Source organism: Rathayibacter sp. VKM Ac-2857, assembly GCF_013205025.1.
GTDB lineage: Bacteria > Actinomycetota > Actinomycetes > Actinomycetales > Microbacteriaceae > Rathayibacter.
In genome coordinates, this window is the sequence record NZ_JABMLE010000001.1 from 1,391,707 (window position 1) to 1,407,941 (window position 16,235).

Consider the following 16,235-nt stretch of genomic DNA (forward strand, 5'->3'; position numbering starts at 1 on the left):
GTGACGATCACCGTGCGCGCTCCGTCCTACCTCTGAACAGCCCGATCGACCGACCGGGCCCCGAGACGAAAGAGGAGATCATGGCCGAGAGCAACGCGACCACCACGACGACGGCGACCGGAACCGGGCGCACCGTCATCGACGACGGCGTCATCGCGAAGGTCGCGGGCATCGCGGCCCGCGAGGTGCCCGGTGTGCACGCCCTCGGCAACGGCGCCGCCCGCGCCCTCGGCGCCATCCGCGGCGCGCTCGGCAACGACGACCGCGCCCAGGGCGTCAAGGTCGAGGTCGGCGAGCGCCAGGTCGCCGCCGACGTCACGATCGTCGCCGAGTACCCGGCCGCGCTCCAGGACGTCGCGGAGGGCGTGCGCGCCGCCGTCGGCCGTGCGATCCGCGAGATCGTGGGCATGGACGTCGCCGAGATCAACGTCACCGTGCAGGACGTGTACATCCCCGAGGACGACGCCCCCGAGGCCGAGCCGCGCGTCGCCTGATCACCCCAGCACCTGTGACGCCCCGCGGTCGATCCGGCCGCGGGGCGTCGCAGTGCCGCCGACACCCCGCCCCACCCGCCCCGAACGCCCGCGCCCCCCACGCGGCACCTAACACCAGGAGAAGCGCATGGAGAACAGCTGCGCCCGCCCCCTCGATGTGGACGACGCCGTCGCCCTCGTCGGCATCCTCACCACCCTCGAGGTGCTCACCTCCGCCGGCCGCCTCGGCGTCGCCGAGCTCGACGCGCTGAGGCACAGCCTCGCGCAGGGCGGTGCCGTCCTGCCCGGAGCCGACCGGACCGAGATCGCCGCAGCCCTCGCCGCGCTTAACGCGCGACTTCGCGACAGCATGTCGTAACCACGAACCCCCGCCACGCGCAAGAGCGTGTTTGTGACAGGCTGATCATCGCGTGCCACTGCGCGACCACGAAGGAGCAGCCATGAGCGTCGGTCACTACGTGCTCTCGACCACCGGGCCGTTCGCGGACGAGACCGAGATCCTCGGCGTCTACTCCTCCGACACCTGGGCCCGCGAGGCGGCTGCGAGCTGGCTCGACGCCCTCGACCACGAGGCGTTCCCGCAGTGCGTGATCGAGAACTGGAACGGGTCGCACCTGGTCCACCGCGAGGTCCTCGGCGGCCTCGGCCTCGACGACGACGGGCCCTCGGCGGGCACCCTCGAGCGCTAGCGCGTCGCCGTCGCCCAGTGCGACGGCCGCTCGAAGTGCGGCGGCAGCAGGGTCGCCGCGTCCCCGCGGGTGCTGGTGACCTGGGCCTGCGTCAGGAAGACGGCCTCGGAGAGGTCCGCGCCCCGCACATCGGCGTCCCGCAGATCCGCGCCCAGCACGTCGCAGCCCCGCAGGTCCGCTCCGTGGAGATCGGCCGCGATCAGCAGCGCCCCGCGCAGATCGGCGCCGCGCAGATCCGCTCCGGCGAGCGTCGCCGCCACGAGATCGACGCCCGGTGCCAGGCGGACCCGGCCGTGCTTCCTCCGGCGCGGACCGTCCGCACGGGCGGCCGCGCTGGCCGCGATCAGCAGCGGACGGGCGGCGCCGTACTCGGCGTCGACGTCGGCCGCGAGGATCGCGTCCGCGTCCGCGAGCGTCAGGGTGTGCACGGCGTCGAAGCGGGCGCGCAGCGCGTCGCGCAGGGCGGCGTCCGCCCCCGGCAGGGCGAGCGCGACGTCGAGGTACCAGAGCAGCTCGTGCAGGCGGCGCATCAGCGGGAAGACCGCGAACATCCGCGCGCGCACCTCGGCGTCGTCGCGCCAGGAGACACCGCCGAACGTCCGCCTGAACACCTTCTGACCCGCACCGAAGCAGTCGAAGACGGTGCAGCCGACGAAGCCCTCCGGGCGGAGCCTGCGGTGGATCGTGCAGGCGTCCTCGGTGTCGAGGTTCGCGCACGGCTCCCCCGCCGGCTTGTCGACCGGGAAGTCGGCGGAGCGGGTGAAGGCGAGGGCGACGCAGCAGAGGCCGAAGCAGTTCGCGCAGTCGGCGCCGAGGTCCTCCTGGCGGCCGAGCTCGACGCGGGTGCGGGCTCCGGTCACGATCGTCCGCCCCTCAGTGCGACAGGGCGAGCACGCCGACGACGGCGGCTCCCAGTCCGACGAGCCCGAGCAGGCCGATGATGCTCTGACCGAGCCCGAGGCCGGCCCGGACCACCGCGATGAGGGCGATGCCGGCGAGGGTCGCGACATAGACGCCGACGCCGATCCGCAGCGCGACCACGTCGTCGATCCAGCCGAGCGCCGAGGCGGCCAGCACCAGGACGGGGAGCGAGGCGGAGGCGAGCGCGCCACCCGAGATGCGGAGCATCGTGCGCGCCTCGGCCGCCGTCGGGGTCGCCGCGTGGGCGACCTGGTGCGCGATCACGTCGGCGACGAAGCCCGCGGCCGAGATGCCGATGATCGCGATGACGAGGCTGCGGAGGGCGTGCGCGGAGTCGGGCTGGTCGTCGACGGCGTAGATCATCACGACGGCGAGGCCGGTGAAAGCGGCGTAGACCCGCTCCTTCAGCGCCTTCGCGATGTCGTCGAGGGAGCGGCCCTCCGCCGCGGCGCGACGACCGGACACCCCTCCCCCGCGCACGGTGCTCAGTACGAGGCGGTGTCGACGCGGGCGGCGGAGGAATCGCCCGCCTGGCGCGCGGTGAGGTCGCCGAGGATGACGGCCGAGCCGCTCGTGCCGAAGCGGGTGACGCCGAGCTCGCGGAAGGCCAGGAGCGTGTCGAGGTCGCGGACGCCTCCCGAGGCCTTGACCTGGACGGCGTCCGAGACGGCGCCGCGCATCAGGCGCAGGTCGTGCTCGTTCGCGCCGCCGCCGCCGAAGCCGGTCGCGGTCTTGACGAAGTCGGCGCCCGCGCGCTCGGCGGCCTCGCTGCCGGCGACGATCTGCTCGTCGTCGAGGTAGCTGGTCTCGAGGATCACCTTGACGACGTGGCCCTCGGCCGCGTCGACGACCGCGCGGATGTCGGCCTCGACGTCGTCGAGGAGGTTGCTGCGCAGGCGCCCGATGTTGACGACCATGTCGAGCTCGACCGCGCCGTCGGCGAGGGCCTGCGTCGACTCCGCGACCTTCGCCGCGGTCGAGGTCGTGCCGTGCGGGAAGCCGATGACCGTGCCGACGAGGACGCCGGAGCCCTCGAGCCGACGGACCGCGTGCGCGATGTCGGAGGGGCGGACGCAGACGCTGAAGACGCCGGCCGCGCGGGCCTCGTCGAGCTGCGCGTCGACCTCGGCCCGGGTCAGCTCGGGCTTCAGGATCGCGTGGTCGATGAGCGCCGCGATCTCGGCGACGGTCGGAAGGCTGCTTGTCATGCCCCCCATTTTACGCGGCGCCCGGCGGCCGGATCTCGATACGCCCGCTCCGCGGCCTACTCGATCAGCATGCTGGGGATCATGGTCGCAGTGCGGCCCCGACCATGCTGGTCGAGTAGCCCCGCCAGGGGCGTATCGAGACCCACCGTCACCGAGAGGGCGGTCTGCAGGCCCCACGCCCGGTCATGGTGGATCTCGATACGCCCGCTCCGCGGGCTACTCGATCAGCATGCAGGGGCCCCGTCGGCGTGAGCGCGGCCTCCCGTGCTGGTCCCAGCATGCAGGGCCGGGACCACCGGCGTGAGCGCGGCCTCCCCTGCTGGTCGAGTAGCCCCGCCAGGGGCGTATCGAGACCCACCGTCACCGGAAGCGCTCGATACGCCCGCTCCGCGGCCTACTCGATCAGCATGCAGGGGCTCCGCCGACGTCTGCGAGGCATCGCCCATCCGTCACGGACGGCTGCCTGACAGCGGAAGAAGGAGCCGTTCGCGACGGATCACCGTCCGGAACAAGCGTCGCAAGCGGAGCGCGCGAGCGAATCGGAGAATCGCGTGCCAAGCGATTCTCCGCAGCGAACGCAGGACGCTCTGCGGGACTCAACCATCCCGACGGGCCGACTGCGGGAGGGGCGGCAGGGACGCCCCGACCCGTGAACGCCGAAAGGCCCCGCGATCGCGAGATCGTGGGGCCTTCCGGTGTTCACGCAGAAATGCGGGCGCCGATTACCAGCTCGACTTGGTGATGCCGGGCAGCTCGCCGCGGTGGGCCATGTCGCGGAAGCGGACACGCGAGATGCCGAACTTCGACAGGTTGCCGCGGGGGCGGCCGTCGACGGCGTCGCGGCCGCGGACGCGGACCGGCGAGGCGTTGCGGGGGAGCTTCTGGAGGCCCGTGCGGGCGGCCTCGCGGGACTCGTCGGTCCCGGCGGGGTCGACGAGGGCCTTCTTCAGCTCGAGGCGCTTGGCGGCGTAGCGCTCGACGACCACCTTGCGCTGCTCATTGCGGGCGATCTTGCTCTTCTTAGCCATACTTAGCGCTCCTCGCGGAAGTCGACGTGCTTGCGCACTACGGGGTCGTACTTCTTGAGCACGAGACGGTCGGGGTCGTTGCGGCGGTTCTTCTTGGTCACGTAGGTGTAACCGGTTCCCGCCGTCGAGCGGAGCTTGATGATCGGACGGACGTCCTGCTGCTTGGCCATTAGATCTTCACCCCTCGAGCGAGAACATCCTTCACGACGGACTCGATGCCACGGGCGTCGATGACCTTGATGCCCTTGGCCGACAGCGTCAGCGTGACGTTACGGCGCAGGGACGGGACGTAGTACGTCTTCTTCTGCACGTTCGGGTCGAAGCGGCGCTTGGTGCGCCGGTGCGAGTGCGAGATGGCGTGTCCGAAGCCGGGGACGGCTCCGGTCACCTGGCAGACTGCTGCCATGGTTTCCTCCATGTGTGGGTACCGTGGGCCACGCGCGGCACGAGGCCTCGCCCGACCCACCCAAGGTCACTTGTCGGCGCACCGCCCGCCTGTCGAGGGGGACCGGGGTCCCGCCCGGAGGGCAGCGCGCAAGAGCGTGCAGATGCACGCAACCCGAGTAGCTTAGGCGACACGCGCGCGCCCTGCAAGGCTCGCCGGTGCTACCGTCGCTCCCGGTGCTCCGGGGGGTCCGGTCCGCCACGTGGGGGGACCATGAACGGCTCGAAGCCGGATGCACTGCGGCGCCGTGCGCTGCTGCTGGGGATCGCCTCCGCCGCCGTCGGCCTGGCCGGGTGCACGAGCACCGCGCGACTCACGCCGACCGCGACGCCGGTGGCCGCGACCTCGACGCCCACTCCCACCCCCACTCCCCCGCCGCGCCCCGTGCCGACGGCGACGGCGACCCCCGTGCCGGTCCGCGCGCGCTTCCCCCTGCCGGAGGGCACGATCACCGAGCTGCCCGGCGACGGGAACCTGATGGCGTGGACGGTCGACGACGGCGCCGACTCCGACGTGGTCGCCGCCTACGCGCAGTTCGCCAAGGACACCGGGACCCGCCTCACCTTCTTCCTCAACGGCAAGTACGACTCCTGGACCGCGAACGCGCCGGCGCTCGCACCGCTGGTCGCGAGCGGGCAGGTGCAGCTCGCGAACCACACCTGGTCGCACGCGGATCTCACCTCGCTCTCGGACGACGGGATCCAGGAGGAGCTCGGCCGCAACGGCGAGTTCATCCGCGCGACCTACGGGGTGGAGGCCGCTCCCTTCTACCGGCCGCCGTTCGGCTACACCGACGCGCGCAGCCGGGCGGCCGCGGCGGCCGTCGGCTACACGGCGACGACGCTCTGGTACGGCTCGCTCTCCGACTCGGGGCGGATCACGCCGGAGCAGCTGCTCGGCTTCGCGGACGAGTGGTTCCGGCCGCAGCGCATCGTGATCGGGCACGCCAACTTCGACCCGGTGACGACGGTCTACGCGCAGCTGGTCGACATCCTCCGCGCCCGCTCCCTCGAGACGGTGACCCTCCGCGACGTCTTCGCCGTCTGACGCTCGCCGCGAGATGCCACTTGTGCACGCTTTTCACGGCGTGTCGCGCTCACAAGTGGCATCTCGCGGCGGGGGTCAGCGCCGCAGGGTCGCGTGGGCGGCGGCGGCGATCGCGGCGGCGACGGCGTCGAGGCTCGGGGTGTGGAGGGACCACTGCTGCCAGTAGAGGGGGACGTCGACGGGGGCGCCGCCGAGGGGGACGAGGCCCGCGGCGCCGACGGGGGCCTGCAGCTCGGGCAGCATGCCCCAGCCGAGGCCGAGGCGCACGGCCTGCTCGAAGTCGGCCGAGCCGGGCACGCGGTGCTGCGGCGGGCGGGCCTCCACCCCGGCCGCGGCGAGGAAGCGGGTCTGCAGGCGGTCCTTCTCGTCGAAGACGACGACGGGCGCGACGGCGAGCGCCGCGGCCCCCGGCCCGTCCGGGAACCAGCGGTCGGCGAAGGCGGGGGCGGCCATCGCCCGGTAGCGCATCACGCCGAGCGGAGCGACGGTGCAGCCGAGCACCGCCTCCGCCTCGGCCGTGACCGCGGCGAGCACGGTGCCGTCGCGGAGGAACGCGGTGGTGTGCTCCTGATCCTCGCGGTGCAGCTCGACGACCACGTCCGGGACGGTTGCGAGCGCGGGCAGGACCCACGTCGCGAGCGAGTCGGCGTTGACGGCCATCGGCACGGTGACCGGTCCGCGGCCCTCGCGCCGGCCGCCGTCGAGTGCGCGGACGGCGTCCTCGGTGAGCAGCTCGATCTGGCGGGCGAGGCGGAGGAGGCCGGCGCCCGCCTCGGTCGCGACGACGGGCCGCGAGCGGACCAGCAGCACCCGGCCGGCGGCCGACTCGAGCGCCTTGATCCGCTGGCTGAGCGCCGAGGGCGTGACGTGCAGCTCGCGCGCGGCGGCGTCGAAGGAGCCGAAGCGGACGGCGGCGGCGAGGGCGCGGAGGCGGGCGAGGTCGAGATCGTCGGTCAGCATCGCGCTCCTCACATCAGTTCTGCTTACGGTACTGAAGAAGCATGAGCTGGTCTACAGGGCGGGCGCGCTCTAGCGTCGGAGCCGTGTCCCCCTTCCTCGCCACCCTGTCCGGCCTCGGCTTCGGCCTCTCGCTCATCATCGCCATCGGCGCGCAGAACGCCTTCGTGCTGCGGCAGGGGCTGCGCCGCGAGCACGTGCTCGCCGTCGTCGCGATCTGCGCGCTGGCGGACGCGGCCCTGATCGTCCTCGGCATCGCCGGGATCGGCGCCGTGCTCGAGTCGGCACCGTGGCTGCTGGTCGCGATCCGCTGGGGCGGGATCGCCTTCCTCCTCGCGTATGCGTTCCTCGCCGCGCGGCGGGCGCTGCGCCCGGGCACGCTCGAGGGCGACCCGGCCGGCGCCTCCACGTCGCTGCGCACGGCCATCGGCACCTGCCTGGCGCTGACGCTCCTGAATCCGCACGTCTACCTCGACACGGTGGTGCTGCTCGGCTCCGTCGCGAACACGCACGGCGACGAGCGCTGGTGGTTCGGTGCGGGCGCGGCGGTGGGCAGCGTGCTGTGGTTCACGGCGCTGGGCTTCGGGGCGCGGGCCCTACGGCCGCTGTTCCGCAGCCGCACGGCCTGGCGGGTGCTCGACGGGGCGGTCGCGGTCGTGATGGTGGTGCTGGCGGTGTCGCTCGCGCTGTCGTCCTGAGCGCTGTCGTCCTGAGCGCCGTCGTCCTGAGCGCCGTCGTCCTGAGCGCCGTCGTCCTGAGCGCCGTCGGTCTGAGCGCCGTCGTCCTGAGCGCCGTCGTCCTGAGCGCCGTCGGTCTGAGCGGAGGCGCCGGTCAGCCCGCGCGGACCATCGAGCGGGCGGCGAGCAGCCAGAAGACTCCGGTGGCGAGGATCACGAGCGACCCGGCGATCGAGGCGACGATCGAGATCCCGATCAGCAGCCCCTGCGACGGTGTCGCGGTGACCAGCAGCGGGACGGTCGTGGCGAATCCTCCGGCGGCGTTCACGGCCACGGCGACCGCGGGGATCACCACCACCCGCCGCGGGACGGTGCGGGAGCGCCCGAGCGCGACGAGCCCCACCACTCCGGCGGCCAGGGTGAGCACGGCCAGGGTGAGCACGAGCGTCGAGGCGGCGATCATCTCGGGCGTGGACGTCGAGCCCGTCGTGCTCGGCGAGGACCAGGACACGATCGGCCGCAGCACGATCAGCACCGCGAAGACGATGAGCGCGGTCGCGCCGGTCGGACCGACCAGCCCGCCCTTCGAGTCGGCCCCGCGTGCGAGGACCGACGCGGCGGCCGCGAGCAGGCCCGCCCCCAGGAGCACGACGGCGCGCGCCGCGAGCGAGGATCCGGAGCCGACCGGGGCGAACAGGAACACGACGTCGAGCAGGCCCGCCGCCGCCACGAAGAGGCCGGCGAGCCGCAGCGTGGCCGCGCGCGAGGCGGCAGACGCAGGGACGGTGGACGGAGCTGTCATCGGGTTCCCCTCTCGCGGGCTGTGCTCCTCACGCTAGCGCTCTGGTTCGAACGTGCATTGTTCTACTAACATGGCGAACATGTTCCTGCGCGTCGATCACTCCTCGCCCCGCTCGCTGGCCGACCAGCTCGAGTCGCAGGTGCGCGCCGCAGTGGCGTCGGGCGAGCTCTCGGCGGGCGACCGCCTGCCTCCGGCGCGCGAGCTCGCCGACTCCCTCGGCATCAACATGCACACCGTGCTGCGCGCGTACGGCGCGCTCCGCGACGACGGCCTCCTGCAGATGCGGCGGGGGCGGGGCGCCTGGGTCGCGGAGTCGGCCGGACCCGGCCTCGTGCGCGTCACCGCCCTCGTCGAGCAGCTCGTCGCCGAGGCCCGCCGCAGCGGCATCAGCCGCGCGGACGTCATCCGCCTTCTCGAGAGGACCGCACTGTGACCACCTCCGGCTCCACCTCCACCGACCGCAGCCCGCGCACGCTCGTCGCCGCCGCGTCGCTGCTGCTCCCCGCCTCGGCGATCCTCGTGTCGCAAGCCGTCCTCGGCGACCGGCTCCCGCCCGTGCTCGCCTCGCACTGGTCGAGCACCGGCGCCGCCGACGAGGCGCAGCCCGTCGCGGTCCTCCTCCGGCTGGCACTGCTGTTGGCGGGGGTACCCGCCGTCGCCGGACTCGTCGCCGCGGCACTCGGCCGCGCCCCGCGCCTCCTGCTCGGCGGACTCGGGCTGGTCGCCGGTCTCGGTGCCGGCGCCTGGGCGACGTCGGTCGGGACGACGCTCGCCGCGGGGTCGGCGGAGGGTGCCGTGCTCGGTGCCTGGCTGCTCGCGCTCCTCGGGGGCGGGCTGTTCGCGGTGGTGCCGGCGCTGATCGCCCCGCCCACCCGGCACGCGCCGCGGGTCGCCGTCGACCGGCTGCCGCTCGGCCGCGAGGAGACCGGCGCCTGGTCGCACACCGTCACCGGGCGGGTGTTCGCGATCACGGGAGTGGTGCTGCTGCTCATCGCCGCGGCCGCGGTCCCGGGGCTGGTCGCCACCGGCGACACGGGACCGGCGATCGCGATGGCGATCGTGCTCGGGGCGAGCGCCGTCGTGATGCTCGGCTTCACCCGGCTGCGCGTCACGGCCGACCGCCGCGGGCTGCGCGTGGTGTCGAAAGCGCTCGGGATCCCGCTGCGGCGGATCCCGCTGGCGTCGATGGCCTCGGTGAGCACCGCCGCGCTGCGGCCGTCGGAGTGGGGCGGCTGGGGCTACCGGATGTCCCCCGGGCGCTCGGCCCTCATCCTCCGCGCCGGCCCGGGGCTCGTCGTGACGACCACCCGCGGCAGCGAGTTCGCGATCAGCCTCAGCGATCCCGAGACCCCGGCCGCCCTCCTCGAGACGCTGCGCCGACGCGCGGAGGGCCGACGCGCGTAGGGTGCGAGCGCGGCCGGTGGCCGCCGCCGGAGTCTTCACGAGGGAGTGGGCATGGACGAGCTGCGCAGCAAGACGGTGACCTGGCACGATCCGATGGCGGGGGCGGCCGCGGCGATGCGGATGAGCGGGCTGGACTACCTGCGTGCGATGAAGGACGGGACGATCCCGCCGCCGCCGATCATCACGCTGATGAACATGGACCTCGGCGCGGTGGACGAGGGCCGGGTGGAGTTCCGCTGCTCGCCCGACGAGTCGCACTACAACCCGATCGGGCGGGTGCACGGCGGCTTCGTCTGCACGGTGCTCGACTCGGCGGCGGGCTGCGCCGTGCAGTCGACGCTGCCGGCCGGCGTCGGCTACACCTCGCTCGACCTCACCGTCAGCTACCTCCGCGGCCTGCACCAGGACAGCGGCGAGCTGCTCGCGGTCGGCACGGTCGTGAAGCCCGGCCGCCGCGTGGCGTTCGCCGAGGCGAGGGTGACGGACGCGCAGGGACGCCTGGTCGCGACGGCCACGTCGACGCTGCTGGTGTTCCCGCTGGGTGAGGGCGCGTGAGCTCGAGCAGCCGTCAGTCCTCGGATGCGCGCTCGCGCAGGCGCCGGACCGCGGCCTCGAGCGCGGGCAGTTCCGTGGTCACCGTCGCCGCAAGAATGGCGTGCGTGGTGTCGAAGTAGCGGTGCGCGAATCTGTCGCGCATCCCGGCGACATCTCGCCAGGGCACCTCCGGTTCCGTCTCGAGGAGACTCTGCGGAAGATCTTTGACGGCCTCGCCGATCTCGACGAGGCGCATCCTCACGGCATCGAACACCAGACCGTCATCGAGTCCACCGCGGTCGAGGTGCGCTCGGATCGCCGCGGCAGCGGCAGCGATGTCGGCCAGACGATGGCGCGGCTCTCTGCTCACAGCGGCGTCAGGTCCGTCTCGATGGCGCGGCGCACATGCTCCTTGAGCCCCTGCTCGGGGACGAGGTCGACGGGAGCGCCGAGGATCTCGCTGAGCTCGCGCTCGAGGGCTGCCAGACCGAGGACGCCGAGACCGGCTGGGATCGTCACGAGGAGATCGAGGTCACTGTCCGGGCGGTCGTCTCCGCGGGCAGCGGATCCGAAGATCCGCGCATCGGCGACGCCGCGACGGCGCAGCGCCCGGCGGAGCTCGGCACGGTGGCGCAGGACCTGCCGCCCGACAGGCCCCGAGAGCGCCGCAGCCGGTGCGGCGCTCCGCTCGAGCGAGAGGTCGAGGGTGAAGCCTGCAGCGGAGAGGAGGCGACGAAGCGTCGGGAGGGTCGGCTCGCGCGCGCCTCTCTCGTAGGCGCTGATCATGCTCTGGGCGACTCCGGCTCGCTCCGCCACCTCGCTCTGATGCAGTCCGGCCCGCGATCGCGCTTCGATCAGCAGGTCTCCGGTTTCCGTGCGCATGCGGCGAGCATATCAACGATCGCGTATTTCGCGTCGTTCCGCGCCACGTCGGAGGCACGAACGCGGGTCGCCCGCAAGTGGCAACGCGGGTTTCCGCGCTGTGGTCGCATGGAGGCCGGACGCAGCCGCTCGGGCGCCTCCCCCGATGCGACAGGACCTGCATGCCCACGACCGCGAGCCGGCCGACGATCTTCGCCCTGCACGGGCTCGGCCTCAGCGGCCGCCTCTTCGATCCGCTCGCCCGCGAGCTCGCCGATTCGGCGGAGGTGGTGGCGATCGATCTGCCCGGCTTCGGCGACGCGCGCGACGCCGCCGACATCTCCCTCGAGGCGATGACGACCGCAGTGATCCGCACGATCCGCGAGCACGGCGCGACGCGCTGGCTGCTCGTCGGGCACAGCATGGGCGGGAAGGTCGCCTCTCTGGTGGCCGCGCGCACGCTGTCCGGCCGCTCCGGACTCTTCGGGCTCGCGGGGGTCGTGCTGCTGGCCGGCTCGCCGCTCTCACCCGAGCCGATGCCCGAGGAGAAGCGGAGCGAGATGCTCGGCTGGGTCGCCGACGGCCCCCTCGACGAGGAGCACGCGCGTACCTTCCTCGAGCAGAACATCGGCGGCGCCCTGCCCGCCGCCCTGGAGCGGCAGGCGCTCGCCGACCTGCTCCACTCCTCTCCCGCCGCCTGGCGCGACTGGCTGGAGACCGGCAGCCGCGAGGACCGCACGGACCTCGCCGATGCCCTCGGCGTCCTGCCCGCCCTGCTGATCGCGGGCGGCGCGGACGGCGACCTCGGCGCCGACGGCCAGCGCGCGACCAACGCCCGGACCTACCCGCGCGCCCGCCTGATCGAGCTGCCCGGCGCCGGGCACCTGCTGCCGATCGAGCGGCCGGTCGAGGTCGCCGTGGCGATCCGCGCCTTCTGGAGCGACGAGGCCGGCACCGGACCGGCCGTGCCCGCCGACGCCGCGGAGTCGATCCGCTCCAGCCGCACCACCTCCCGGATCCGCGCACTCTTCGCCGAGCGCCTGCTCGCGGACGACCCGGCGTACGCGCCGAAGGCGCTCACTCCCGCCCAGCTGACGACGCTGCGCGCCGTCGCGGACCGGGTGGTTCCGCAGGACAGCGGCGACAGCGCCGCCCCCGGCCGGATCGACCTCGCCGCCCGCGTCGACGCCCAGCTCGCGGCCGGCCGCGGCGACGGCTGGCGCAACGCCGACCTGCCGAGCGACCCCGAGGCCTACCGCCTCGGCCTCGACGCGCTCGCCGGAGTCGACGGCCTCTCCCCCGAGGAGCAGGACGCGCGACTGGAGGCGCTGGGCACGGAGCCGCTCGGCGCGTTCAGCGCGGAGCAGGCGAAGGCCTGGTTCGAGGACTGCCGCAACGACCTGGTCCGGGTGTGGCTCGCGCACCCCGCGAGCCTCGCCCGCATCGGCTTCGACGGCTTCGCGACCGGCGGCGACGTCCTCCCCCTCCTCGGCTTCACCGCCCTCGCCGCCGGCGAGCACGACACCTGGGAGCCCCTCACTTCGCAGCAGAGCACGAGGAGCCACCGATGAACACCGCGACCATGCGCCGCTACTCCCCCGACGAGGTCGTCGACGCCGTCGTGATCGGCACCGGCGCCGGCGGCGCCCCGATCCTCGCGACCCTCGCCGCGCGGGGCCTGCGGGTCGTCGCGCTGGAGGCCGGACCGCACTTCGATCCGCTGACCTTCACCGCCGACGAGACCGAGGCGACCGAGATCAACTGGATGGAGGAGCGCCTCAGCGGCGGCAGCACCCCCACCGCGTTCGGACCGAACAACAGCGGCCGCGGCGTCGGCGGCTCCACCCTGCACTGGGGCGCGTTCACCCCGCGCCCCGACCCGCGCGACCTGCTGCTGCGGACCGAGTCGGGCCTCGGCCGCGACTGGCCCGTGACGCACGCCGAGCTGCTCCCCTACCTGGAGCGCGCGGAGGCCACGATCGGCGTCTCCGGGCCGGCCGACTACCCGTGGGACCCCTCGCGCCGCTACCTGCAGGCGCCGGTGGACCGCAACGCCTCCGCCGAGATGATGCTGCGCGGCTGCGCGGCCCTCGGGATCCGCGCCACCGACGCCCCCGCCGCCGTCCTCAGCGCGGGGCGGGACCAGGAGGCGCACGGCGAGCGCGCCTCCTGCCGCAACTGCGGCCAGTGCCACCAGGGCTGCCGCACCGGCGCCAAGGGGAGCATGGACACGTCCTATCTGCCGCTCGCGGTGCGCGACGGGGCGGAGATCCGCGCCGAGTCCTTCGTGCACGGCATCGAGCTGGACGCGGCCGGCCGGGTCAGCGCCGTCGTCTACACCTCGGAGGGGGTCGAGCGCCGGCAGCGCTGCTCCGCCCTCTTCCTCTGCGCGGGCGGCGTGGAGACGCCGCGGCTGCTCCTGCACACCGGCGTCGCGAACAGCAGCGGGCTCGTCGGGCGCAACTTCCTCGCGCACGGCGCGACCCAGGTCTGGGGCACCTTCGACGAGGAGATGCGCGGCTACCGCGGCTACCCCTCCTCCGTGATCACCGAGGACACCGTGCGTCCGGCCGACGCGGACTTCGCCGGCGGCTACCTGATCCAGAGTCTCGGCACCATGCCGCTCACCCAGGCGACCTCGTTCGTCCGCGGCGCCGGGCTGTGGGGGCCATCGCTGATGGCGGCGCTGGACGACTACCGCTTCCTGGCGGGCGTCGGCATCAACGCGGAGTGCCTGCCCTCGGACGACAACCGGCTCGTGCTGACCGACGAGCTCGACGAGCACGGGGTGCCGAAGGCGCGCATCACCTTCTCGCCGGGCTCGAACGAGGAGGCGATCGACCAGCACGCGATCCGGACGATGACCGCGATCGTCGAGGCGGCGGGCGCGCGCAGCACCCGGGTGATCGCCCGCACGGCGCACACGCTCGGCACCTGCCGGATGGGCACCGACCCGGACGACGCGGTCGTCGACGGCGACGGCCGCAGCTTCGACGTGCCGAACCTGTTCGTCTGCGACAACTCGGTCTTCCCGAGCGCCGTGATCGCCAACCCGGCGCTCGCGACGATGGCGCTCGCGCTCCGCACGGCGGACCGCTTCCTCGCGGCGTAGGCGGGCCTCCTCCCTCCCGCGAGATGCCACTTGTGCACGCTTTCGTCGGCGTGTCGCGTACTCAAGTGGCATCTCGCGAGGGGGATCAGGGGACTTAACACATCGGAAACGCCTCAGAAACCGCACAGCATATGGGCGGGGTTGAGTGGGGGGACACCCCTCACCCGATGGAGCCCGCATGCCCTTCTCCCGGTCGTCCACCCGCGCTGCCCGCCGCGCCCTCGCCCTCGGCGCGGCGCTCGCCGTCGCCCTCCCGCTCGTCGCGTGCTCCGGAGCGAGCGACGCCGCCTCGGACGGCGGCGGCGAGACCGTCACCGTCACCGTCGGCACCCTGCGCGGCCAGCCGCACTTCTACCAGCCGTTCCTCTACGAGCAGTTCGCGGAGGAGGGCGTCGAGTTCGAGGTGATCACCCTCGACACCACGCCCGCGCTCAGCGACGCCCTGGTCGCCGGGACGATCGACTTCGCGATCTCGGGCGTCACCCCGACCATCGCCTCGATCGCGCAGGACCGGGACCTGAAGATCGTCGCGTCCGCCGCGGACGGCGGCTCGGGCTTCCTCGGCGGCGAGGGCATCTCCTCCGTCGAGGACCTGGCCGGCAAGAAGGTCGGCTACATCCAGGGCAGCGCCCAGGAGGTCGCGCTTCGCTACTACCTCGACCAGGCCGAGCTCACCGACGACGACCTCGAGCTGATCACGATCCCGGTGCCCGAGATGGCGTCCGCGTACACCAGCGGCTCGATCGACGCGTTCTTCGGCGTGGAGATCGGCGTCTCGATCGCGGAGGCCGCCGGCGGCACCGAGATCGCCGACCCCTACGCGACGCCGATCGGCCGGGTCAACATCGGCCTGGTCACCACCGGCGCGATGATCGAGGAGCAGCCGGAGGTCGTGCAGAAGGTCGTCGACACGCACGCCGCGACGACCGAGTACATGGCCGACAACGTGGACGAGTGGCTGCCCGACATGATCGCCGAGTTCGGCGGCGACCAGGAGGTGCTCGAGTCGGCGCTGGAGAACTTCTGGCTCCGCTCCGACCTCAGCGAGGAGTACCAGGGCCAGCTCGGCGCGCTCGCGACGCAGATGCAGGAGCTCGGCTTCATCGACTCGGCGCCCGCGATCGAGGACGTCGTCGACACGACGTTCGCGCCCGCGGCCTGAGCGGTCGCCCGATGACCACCACGACCCGCCCCGCGGAGGCGGCGACCGCCACCGAGCGGCTCGCGACCGTCAAGCGCCGGCGCCGCCCCGGGCGCAGCGGCTGGACGCCCTTCCTGCTCGGCCTGCCCGTCCCGATCCTGTTCCTGCTGCTCTGGCAGTTCGGGCGGGCGGGCGAGTGGGAGCTGCCGTTCGGCATCCGGATGGCCTTCCTGCCCTACCCGGGCGACGTGCTGGTCTCGCTGATCGACTACGCCGTCGCGGGGCTGCGGAACGACGCGTTCAGCGGGCTGCTCTGGACCGACCTGGCGGCGAGCGCCGGCCGCGTCTTCGGCGGCTTCGCGCTCGCCACGGTGCTCGCGGTGCCGCTCGGCGTGCTGATGGGCCGCTACTACGCGATCAACTCGCTGTTCGATCCGTTCATCAACTTGTTCCGGCCGGTTCCGGCGACGGCGTGGGTGCCGCTGGTGGCGCTGCTGATCGGCTACGGCGACCAGGCGTCGATCTTCCTGATCACGCTCTCGGCGTTCTTCCCGATCGTGCTCGGCACGATCAGCGGCGCGCGCCAGGTGCCGCCGCGGCTGATCGAGGCGGCGCGGATGCTCGGCACGTCGCGAGGAGGCGTGCTCGTGCGGGTCGTCCTGCCCGCCTCCGCCGCCGCGATCGTCAACGGCATGCGCATCGGCCTCGGCCTCGCCTGGGTCGTGCTGGTGCTCAGCGAGACGACCGGGGTGAGCACGGGCCTCGGCTCGACGATCTTCCTGGCGCGCGACGTGGTGCGCACCGACCTGATCGTGGTCGGGATGATCTGCATCGCGATCGCGGGCTTCGCCTCCGACAGGCTGCTCCTGCTCCTGTTCCGCGTGCTCTTCGGCCGCCGGCCGCTCGTCAAGTGAG

At 73.4% G+C, this 16,235-nt stretch carries 22 protein-coding genes; 12 read left to right on the plus strand and 10 right to left on the minus strand.

What is annotated here, in order from left to right:
• Positions 1-80: 80 nt before the first annotated feature.
• The 3 genes from HQQ86_RS06495 to HQQ86_RS06505 all read left to right on the plus strand — a co-directional run bounded on the left by HQQ86_RS06495 (position 81) and on the right by HQQ86_RS06505 (position 1,183).
• Complete coding sequence (locus HQQ86_RS06495; protein ID WP_173287259.1) at positions 81-494, plus strand: Asp23/Gls24 family envelope stress response protein; 414 nt, start codon at positions 81-83, stop codon at positions 492-494.
• A gap of 127 nt (positions 495-621) precedes the next feature.
• Entirely contained in the window at positions 622-852 is a 231-nt protein-coding gene (locus HQQ86_RS06500) for a hypothetical protein (RefSeq protein WP_173287260.1), read from the plus strand.
• A gap of 82 nt (positions 853-934) precedes the next feature.
• Entirely contained in the window at positions 935-1,183 is a 249-nt protein-coding gene (locus HQQ86_RS06505; RefSeq protein WP_173287261.1) for a hypothetical protein, read from the plus strand.
• Here HQQ86_RS06505 and HQQ86_RS06510 read toward each other — a convergent pair.
• From HQQ86_RS06510 to rpmB, 6 genes are all read right to left on the minus strand, one after another.
• Complete coding sequence (locus HQQ86_RS06510) at positions 1,180-2,043, minus strand: pentapeptide repeat-containing protein (protein ID WP_367948563.1); 864 nt, start codon at positions 2,041-2,043, stop codon at positions 1,180-1,182. The two genes, HQQ86_RS06505 and HQQ86_RS06510, sit on opposite strands and share 4 nt — an antisense overlap.
• A gap of 13 nt (positions 2,044-2,056) precedes the next feature.
• Positions 2,057-2,569: a hypothetical protein gene (locus HQQ86_RS21195; RefSeq protein WP_254071790.1), complete on the minus strand. Its 513-nt coding sequence runs from the start codon at positions 2,567-2,569 to the stop codon at positions 2,057-2,059.
• Positions 2,570-2,589: 20 nt separating this feature from the next.
• Entirely contained in the window at positions 2,590-3,312 is a 723-nt protein-coding gene (deoC, locus tag HQQ86_RS06515; RefSeq protein ID WP_173287263.1) for a deoxyribose-phosphate aldolase, read from the minus strand.
• Between the two features lie 722 nt (positions 3,313-4,034).
• The gene (gene rpsN, locus HQQ86_RS06520) at positions 4,035-4,340 is read right to left on the minus strand and encodes a 30S ribosomal protein S14 (RefSeq protein ID WP_159986058.1); all 306 of its coding nucleotides are present in this window, start codon (positions 4,338-4,340) and stop codon (positions 4,035-4,037) included.
• Positions 4,341-4,342: 2 nt separating this feature from the next.
• Entirely contained in the window at positions 4,343-4,510 is a 168-nt protein-coding gene (rpmG, locus tag HQQ86_RS06525) for a 50S ribosomal protein L33 (RefSeq protein ID WP_027692168.1), read from the minus strand.
• Positions 4,510-4,746 carry a 50S ribosomal protein L28 gene (rpmB, locus tag HQQ86_RS06530; protein ID WP_056038148.1) on the minus strand — a complete coding sequence of 79 codons (237 nt, stop codon included), beginning with the start codon at positions 4,744-4,746 and terminating at the stop codon, positions 4,510-4,512. Before rpmB ends, rpmG begins: the two co-directional genes overlap by 1 nt.
• A 252-nt stretch (positions 4,747-4,998) precedes the next feature.
• Here rpmB and HQQ86_RS06535 point away from each other — a divergent pair, with 252 nt between their 5' ends.
• A complete protein-coding gene (locus HQQ86_RS06535; RefSeq protein WP_173287264.1) occupies positions 4,999-5,832 on the plus strand; it encodes a polysaccharide deacetylase family protein in 834 nt (277 codons plus the stop codon).
• 75 nt (positions 5,833-5,907) lie between these two features.
• On the opposite strand, the gene HQQ86_RS06540 is transcribed toward HQQ86_RS06535, so the two are convergent.
• Positions 5,908-6,792, minus strand: coding sequence for an ArgP/LysG family DNA-binding transcriptional regulator (locus HQQ86_RS06540; RefSeq protein ID WP_173287265.1), 885 nt, complete (start codon positions 6,790-6,792; stop codon positions 5,908-5,910).
• Between the two features lie 41 nt (positions 6,793-6,833).
• Between HQQ86_RS06540 and HQQ86_RS06545 the strand changes: the two genes are divergently transcribed.
• The gene (locus HQQ86_RS06545) at positions 6,834-7,487 is read left to right on the plus strand and encodes a LysE/ArgO family amino acid transporter (protein WP_173287266.1); all 654 of its coding nucleotides are present in this window, start codon (positions 6,834-6,836) and stop codon (positions 7,485-7,487) included.
• A gap of 133 nt (positions 7,488-7,620) precedes the next feature.
• Here HQQ86_RS06545 and HQQ86_RS06550 read toward each other — a convergent pair whose 3' ends face one another.
• Positions 7,621-8,268 carry a hypothetical protein gene (locus tag HQQ86_RS06550; protein ID WP_173287267.1) on the minus strand — a complete coding sequence of 216 codons (648 nt, stop codon included), beginning with the start codon at positions 8,266-8,268 and terminating at the stop codon, positions 7,621-7,623.
• Positions 8,269-8,347: 79 nt separating this feature from the next.
• Between HQQ86_RS06550 and HQQ86_RS06555 the strand changes: the two genes are divergently transcribed.
• From HQQ86_RS06555 to HQQ86_RS06565, 3 genes are read left to right on the plus strand one after another with little or no spacing between them, the layout of a single operon-like run.
• On the plus strand, positions 8,348-8,701 hold the full coding sequence (locus HQQ86_RS06555; protein ID WP_173287268.1) for a GntR family transcriptional regulator: 354 nt from the start codon (positions 8,348-8,350) through the stop codon (positions 8,699-8,701).
• Positions 8,698-9,672, plus strand: a complete 975-nt coding sequence (locus HQQ86_RS06560) for a hypothetical protein (RefSeq protein ID WP_173287269.1) — start codon at positions 8,698-8,700, stop codon at positions 9,670-9,672. Before HQQ86_RS06555 ends, HQQ86_RS06560 begins: the two co-directional genes overlap by 4 nt.
• 51 nt (positions 9,673-9,723) lie before the next feature.
• Positions 9,724-10,227 carry a PaaI family thioesterase gene (locus tag HQQ86_RS06565; RefSeq protein WP_173287270.1) on the plus strand — a complete coding sequence of 168 codons (504 nt, stop codon included), beginning with the start codon at positions 9,724-9,726 and terminating at the stop codon, positions 10,225-10,227.
• Positions 10,228-10,240: 13 nt separating this feature from the next.
• Here the strand turns inward: HQQ86_RS06565 and HQQ86_RS06570 are convergent, their stop codons facing one another.
• Positions 10,241-10,576: a HepT-like ribonuclease domain-containing protein gene (locus tag HQQ86_RS06570; RefSeq protein WP_173287271.1), complete on the minus strand. Its 336-nt coding sequence runs from the start codon at positions 10,574-10,576 to the stop codon at positions 10,241-10,243.
• The gene (locus HQQ86_RS06575; RefSeq protein ID WP_173287272.1) at positions 10,573-11,088 is read right to left on the minus strand and encodes a nucleotidyltransferase domain-containing protein; all 516 of its coding nucleotides are present in this window, start codon (positions 11,086-11,088) and stop codon (positions 10,573-10,575) included. The genes HQQ86_RS06570 and HQQ86_RS06575 overlap by 4 nt, the downstream gene beginning before the upstream one ends.
• Before the next feature lie 161 nt (positions 11,089-11,249).
• Between HQQ86_RS06575 and HQQ86_RS06580 the strand changes: the two genes are divergently transcribed.
• From HQQ86_RS06580 to HQQ86_RS06595, 4 genes are all read left to right on the plus strand, one after another.
• A complete protein-coding gene (locus tag HQQ86_RS06580; protein WP_173287273.1) occupies positions 11,250-12,638 on the plus strand; it encodes an alpha/beta hydrolase in 1,389 nt (462 codons plus the stop codon).
• Positions 12,635-14,179: a GMC family oxidoreductase gene (locus HQQ86_RS06585; protein WP_173287274.1), complete on the plus strand. Its 1,545-nt coding sequence runs from the start codon at positions 12,635-12,637 to the stop codon at positions 14,177-14,179. Before HQQ86_RS06580 ends, HQQ86_RS06585 begins: the two co-directional genes overlap by 4 nt.
• A gap of 178 nt (positions 14,180-14,357) precedes the next feature.
• A complete protein-coding gene (locus HQQ86_RS06590) occupies positions 14,358-15,341 on the plus strand; it encodes an ABC transporter substrate-binding protein (protein WP_173287275.1) in 984 nt (327 codons plus the stop codon).
• 11 nt (positions 15,342-15,352) lie between these two features.
• A complete protein-coding gene (locus HQQ86_RS06595; RefSeq protein WP_173287276.1) occupies positions 15,353-16,234 on the plus strand; it encodes an ABC transporter permease in 882 nt (293 codons plus the stop codon).
• Position 16,235 lies beyond the last annotated feature (1 nt).

Bases quoted from the DNA above. Each gene is read 5' to 3' on its own strand.
- HQQ86_RS06495 (WP_173287259.1), top strand. From the start codon at position 81: ATGGCCGAGAGCAACGCGACCACCACGACGACGGCGACCGGAACCGGG.
- HQQ86_RS06500 (WP_173287260.1), top strand. From the start codon at position 622: ATGGAGAACAGCTGCGCCCGCCCCCTCGATGTGGACGACGCCGTCGCC.
- HQQ86_RS06505 (WP_173287261.1), top strand. From the start codon at position 935: ATGAGCGTCGGTCACTACGTGCTCTCGACCACCGGGCCGTTCGCGGAC.
- deoC (WP_173287263.1), bottom strand. From the start codon at position 3,312: ATGACAAGCAGCCTTCCGACCGTCGCCGAGATCGCGGCGCTCATCGAC.
- rpsN (WP_159986058.1), bottom strand. From the start codon at position 4,340: ATGGCTAAGAAGAGCAAGATCGCCCGCAATGAGCAGCGCAAGGTGGTC.
- rpmG (WP_027692168.1), bottom strand. From the start codon at position 4,510: ATGGCCAAGCAGCAGGACGTCCGTCCGATCATCAAGCTCCGCTCGACG.
- rpmB (WP_056038148.1), bottom strand. From the start codon at position 4,746: ATGGCAGCAGTCTGCCAGGTGACCGGAGCCGTCCCCGGCTTCGGACAC.
- HQQ86_RS06535 (WP_173287264.1), top strand. From the start codon at position 4,999: ATGAACGGCTCGAAGCCGGATGCACTGCGGCGCCGTGCGCTGCTGCTG.
- HQQ86_RS06540 (WP_173287265.1), bottom strand. From the start codon at position 6,792: ATGCTGACCGACGATCTCGACCTCGCCCGCCTCCGCGCCCTCGCCGCC.
- HQQ86_RS06545 (WP_173287266.1), top strand. From the start codon at position 6,834: ATGAGCTGGTCTACAGGGCGGGCGCGCTCTAGCGTCGGAGCCGTGTCC.
- HQQ86_RS06550 (WP_173287267.1), bottom strand. From the start codon at position 8,268: ATGACAGCTCCGTCCACCGTCCCTGCGTCTGCCGCCTCGCGCGCGGCC.
- HQQ86_RS06555 (WP_173287268.1), top strand. From the start codon at position 8,348: ATGTTCCTGCGCGTCGATCACTCCTCGCCCCGCTCGCTGGCCGACCAG.
- HQQ86_RS06565 (WP_173287270.1), top strand. From the start codon at position 9,724: ATGGACGAGCTGCGCAGCAAGACGGTGACCTGGCACGATCCGATGGCG.
- HQQ86_RS06575 (WP_173287272.1), bottom strand. From the start codon at position 11,088: ATGCGCACGGAAACCGGAGACCTGCTGATCGAAGCGCGATCGCGGGCC.
- HQQ86_RS06580 (WP_173287273.1), top strand. From the start codon at position 11,250: ATGCCCACGACCGCGAGCCGGCCGACGATCTTCGCCCTGCACGGGCTC.
- HQQ86_RS06585 (WP_173287274.1), top strand. From the start codon at position 12,635: ATGAACACCGCGACCATGCGCCGCTACTCCCCCGACGAGGTCGTCGAC.
- HQQ86_RS06590 (WP_173287275.1), top strand. From the start codon at position 14,358: ATGCCCTTCTCCCGGTCGTCCACCCGCGCTGCCCGCCGCGCCCTCGCC.
- HQQ86_RS06595 (WP_173287276.1), top strand. From the start codon at position 15,353: ATGACCACCACGACCCGCCCCGCGGAGGCGGCGACCGCCACCGAGCGG.